We start from the raw sequence: 1,713 nt of genomic DNA, 5'->3' as shown, positions 1-1,713 counted from the left end.
CTTATATATTTTCTGCGAGTGAATTTTATACGTTGAGAGTGTTTTTTCTAAAAAGATCACAAACAGATCTCGCAAAAGATCTAAAATGTTCATTACCACTTATCAATTTAATCGAGAGTGGCAATAGAAAGATAACGCCTGAACTTTCCAAAAGATTAGTTGATCTGGTAAAAAAACATTGTGGTTATGATCCAAAAAAAGACGGATCGGAATATGATTTTTTATCCAGGTGTTTAACGAGGATCGAATAATATGAGCTGCGCTTTTTCATTCAATTATCAAGGTAAACACTATAATTCTTTAAAGGAATTTTGCAAAGAAAACCACTTAACCAGAGAGCGTATGTATAGTGATTATTATCGTCACTTTGATTTTGACAATCCTCCTATCGAGGCGCACGGAAAATACTTTAATACATATACAGAGCTGTGTTTACATTTCAAGATCTCTTTAGGTGCTTTTCATTATGAGAAAAATAAACATAAAACCTTGACTGAAGTTGTTGATTATCTACTTAATAAAAAAGGCAGCCGGGGTATTTATTCAAAGGATTTTTTAGGTAATGAATTTGCTAGCTCCTCCGCTTTATGCCGTTTTTGGGGGATCAAACCGTCACTATTCTGCAAGCGATTAGATCGGGGTTATACTATCGAGGAGGCCATAACCGGCAGAATAAAAGCTAAAAAAATTGCGTTCTATCAGAAGAATAAAGATAAATTTTCATCACAGGAAGAATTTGATTATTATTTTAATCAGATCACAAAACAAGGTTAATTATGTCTGATGTAGTAAATTATCCAAAACATTATGAAGATATAGCAGCAACAATAACCATTCAGCCACATGAGCTTTTAAAGGATTTTGATTTTTATTTAGGTAACTGTTTTAAATATCTATTCAGATACAAAAACAAAGGCAATCCAAAGCAGGATCTAGAAAAGGCACAATGGTATCTAAACCATTTTTTATATTATGCAACAAAGAAACAGTATAAAAATTATAAGCATATTCTATCTGATCGTAATTTAATTTTTGTTGCTTTTTGTGATAATCCTGCTGTTGATTTTTTAGAGATCTGGGATCTTTGCCTAAGTCCAAAAAAGAATTTAAAAACCTTGAATTTGTGGATCAAAAACAGAATAAACGATTATATATAAGGAGTTCAAAAAATGTTTCATAAAAGGGCGATTGTCTGCGGCGGTGTAAGATATAACTCTTTAGCTGAGTTTAGGCGTAAAAATAATTTGTCTAAATGGCTGCGACTGGAAGATATACAAAAACTTGATTCTGTAACCATTGAAAAGGCGTATAAAGTACATGATCAACAATTCGATACATTAAGAGAAATTTCAAATTTTTACAAGGTTGATTTTAGTCGCTTAACACATTCTTTCTATAAGGGCGATCATTCTTTAGAATACATTATTGATAAGCTCCAACGGGGCCACTTTATCAAAAAAAAGCCGGTTGTCGATCACCTGGGGCAGGAGTTCAATACATTACTAGAAATGTGCAGTGCATATAATATTTCTTATACGACTTATGCCAGGAGAAAAAAGCAGGGATTATCACTTAAACAAATCTTAACAAGTCCAAAAGCTCATTAAAAAAAAATGAATTATGCAGAAACATTACAACAAGTTAAGACGGTCAATAATCGTATAAAAACGCTCATAGATTCATTTTGTAATGATTTAGGTACACTTACTATAG

4 protein-coding genes are annotated in these 1,713 nt (G+C 32.0%); all 4 read left to right on the top strand.

The genetic code is table 11. The annotated features are described in order from the left end of the window. Window positions 1–251: hypothetical protein (locus tag ACJML3_RS01820; RefSeq protein ID WP_406020113.1), on the top strand; the 251-nt coding region annotated here is incomplete at its 5' end. 1 nt (window position 252) lies between these two features. Continuing rightward, the gene (locus ACJML3_RS01815; protein ID WP_406020111.1) at window positions 253–774 is read left to right on the top strand and encodes a hypothetical protein; all 522 of its coding nucleotides are present in this window, start codon (window positions 253–255) and stop codon (window positions 772–774) included. 2 nt (window positions 775–776) lie between these two features. Beyond that, window positions 777–1,157 (top strand): DUF3310 domain-containing protein, encoded by a 381-nt coding sequence (locus tag ACJML3_RS01810; RefSeq protein ID WP_406020109.1) that lies wholly within the window; start codon window positions 777–779, stop codon window positions 1,155–1,157. A gap of 12 nt (window positions 1,158–1,169) precedes the next feature. After that, window positions 1,170–1,607, top strand: coding sequence for a hypothetical protein (locus tag ACJML3_RS01805; protein WP_406020107.1), 438 nt, complete (start codon window positions 1,170–1,172; stop codon window positions 1,605–1,607). Window positions 1,608–1,713 lie beyond the last annotated feature (106 nt).

The sequence above is a fragment of the Succinivibrio sp. genome, from assembly GCF_045124615.1.
Lineage (GTDB): Bacteria > Pseudomonadota > Gammaproteobacteria > Enterobacterales > Succinivibrionaceae > Succinivibrio > Succinivibrio faecicola.
Note: the sequence above shows the minus strand (reverse complement) of the source record. Positions and strands in the feature narration are given on the sequence as shown.

Excerpts from the sequence above, each read along its gene's own strand:
- ACJML3_RS01815 (WP_406020111.1), top strand. The coding sequence starts at position 253 with ATGAGCTGCGCTTTTTCATTCAATTATCAAGGTAAACACTATAATTCT.
- ACJML3_RS01805 (WP_406020107.1), top strand. The coding sequence starts at position 1,170 with ATGTTTCATAAAAGGGCGATTGTCTGCGGCGGTGTAAGATATAACTCT.
- ACJML3_RS01810 (WP_406020109.1), top strand. The coding sequence starts at position 777 with ATGTCTGATGTAGTAAATTATCCAAAACATTATGAAGATATAGCAGCA.